This is a genomic window from Brevibacillus sp. AY1 (assembly GCF_029870785.1).
In the GTDB taxonomy this organism is placed as follows: domain Bacteria; phylum Bacillota; class Bacilli; order Brevibacillales; family Brevibacillaceae; genus Brevibacillus; species Brevibacillus invocatus.
This window is the reverse complement of sequence record NZ_JAFLPN010000090.1, coordinates 1-2,267: the sequence shown is the minus strand read 5'-3', so window position 1 is coordinate 2,267 and position 2,267 is coordinate 1. Positions and strand designations below refer to the sequence as shown.

General features: G+C 41.5%; 2 protein-coding genes. One reads left to right on the top strand and one right to left on the bottom strand.

Annotated features, from left to right (window positions below; genetic code table 11):
• Positions 1-285: 285 nt before the first annotated feature.
• Positions 286-822, top strand: a complete 537-nt coding sequence (locus tag JZI27_RS24765; protein WP_007780203.1) for a cupin domain-containing protein — start codon at positions 286-288, stop codon at positions 820-822.
• A gap of 147 nt (positions 823-969) precedes the next feature.
• Here the strand turns inward: JZI27_RS24765 and JZI27_RS24760 are convergent.
• A partial coding sequence (locus JZI27_RS24760) for a Tn3 family transposase (RefSeq protein WP_280209823.1) occupies positions 970-2,267 on the bottom strand: 1,298 nt, incomplete at its 5' end.

Here is a 2,267-nt window from a genome sequence, read left to right as displayed (position 1 = left end):
CGTGGTGAAAACCGGCTTTTTTGTGCTTCAAAACTCCTTAGCGTTGTAAATCCGCGTTTTGCTGACGGTACCCCTCCTACTGTTCATTGAAAATAAAGTGTTAGACTGAAAAATAAAGTGTTAGACCGTGAAAATAAAGTTGTAGTCTGATCGCGAGCAAAGCTAACGGGCAGAACCCTTCAACAGCACCCTTCCGATAGCTTTCTATATAATGCTGAATCTAGGTACATTCCCTAAGTATATTTCATAAGATAATTTGAAAAATGCGCGAAGGGAATGAAAAAAATGTACAATGTTCCTTATATGTATCCATATCCATATCCATATCATGTAAATGTACCAATGTATAACTATGGAGGACAGAATGTTTACAGGACTATGCCTCCTGATACATGGCATGATAATCGATTGGTTTTTCAGTTGAAAGATTATGGACCTGAACCGTTTGTAGTTAATATCAATCAGGCTTCGAAGCAAAACAGTACGTATCGTACCGCTTTATGGACAGGAAATCATTTGCAAGTTACATTGATGAGTATTAACGTTGGCGAAGATATCGGGTTGGAAATTCACCCTAACGTTGACCAATTCCTTCGTATTGAACAAGGTCAAGGGATTGTTCAAATGGGCAAGAGTAAAAATAATTTAAGCTTTGTAAGAAAAGTCTCTGATGACTTTGCCATTGTGGTACCCGCTGGAACATGGCACAATGTAACTAATACAGGCAATATCCCGCTAAAACTTTATTCGATATATGCACCTCCACACCATCCACATGGTACTGTACATGTAACTAAAGCTGATGCTATGGCAGCCGAATAATAATTACTGTGAGTAATAAATTATAATTTTTTACACCCAAGGAATGAACAACATATCCTTGTTGTTGCTGAACGGGGTACCGCCAACAATATGCGGATTTTGTACGCTAAGACCTGGTTGACAGAAAAAACGCCGGTATCCTGTACGCTAAGGATTACCGGCTTCGATTTTTCCTTGAATAAGTGGTAACAATGAGTTTAAGCTGGCATTTCGCTTCTGATCGAATGTGTACTCACCAAGAAAGTTGATATGTTCCCATCCCAACGGCGAAATGTGGTTTAACAGATTTTCCTGAAGCGATCCCTTTTGCTTCAGGAGTTTCGTCGCTTGTGTAAGATAAACTGTATTCCAGACACTAATTGCATTGATGAGAATATTCAATGCGCTGGCACGCTGGAGTTGATCTTGTAAGGCACGCTCACGTAATTCTCCACGTTTTCCAAAAAAGAGTGCTCTGGCAAGAGCATTCATTGCCTCGCCTTTATTTAGACCACGCTGTATGCGACGTCGCATCGATTCGCTAGAGATGTAATCCAGAATAAAGATCGTCTTCTCGATCCGTCCCATTTCCCGTAGAGCTGTAGCTAAACTATTTTGTCTTGCATAAGAACCGAGTTTACCCATGATAAGAGATCCAGAAACTTTTCCTTCTCGAATAGAATGCGCCAGGCGTAAAACATCATCATAGTTCTCCTGAATAATCTTTGTATTGATCCGACCGCGTAGTAGGTTTTCTATCTTTGGAAACTCGCCTGCCTTATCAAAAGAATATAACCTGGAATCAGACAAATCCCGAAGCCGTGGAGCAAACCGGAATCCGAGCAAATGACTTAAACCAAAGATTTGATCAGTGTAGCCGGCCGTATCCGTATAATGTTCTTCAATAGACAGCTCAGATTCATGATGCAAAAGGCCATCGATGACATGCACCGCGTCACGAGCGTTCGTATTGATTACTTTCGTATAGAATGATGAAAATTGATCGCTGACGAATCGATAAATTGTTGTTCCTTTTCCTGAGCCATAATGTGGGTTCGCATCAGCATGTAGTGTCGAAACACCTACCTGAACACGCATGCCATCTGATGAAGATGTGCTGCCGTCTCCCCAATAAGAAGCTAATGCCAACTTGTGATGAAAGTTTACCAGAGTGGCCTGTGCCCGATTCATGGCATCTTCATACATTCTCCATTGAGCTACGTTTGCCATTTGATGATATGAAATACCTGGAGTAGCCTCAGCCATTTTTGTCAGCCCTATGTTCGTCCCCATTGCCATGAGAGTGGCCATTATAATTGTTCTTTCTTCGGCTTTAGGTGGACGGCCAGTAGAAGCATGAACAAACATTTCATCAAATCCAGTCCAGTTGGCCACATCCATAAGTAAGTCGGTTAATTTGATACGGGGCAGCATGTCATAAAGAGATAAACTGAACGATCGGGCTT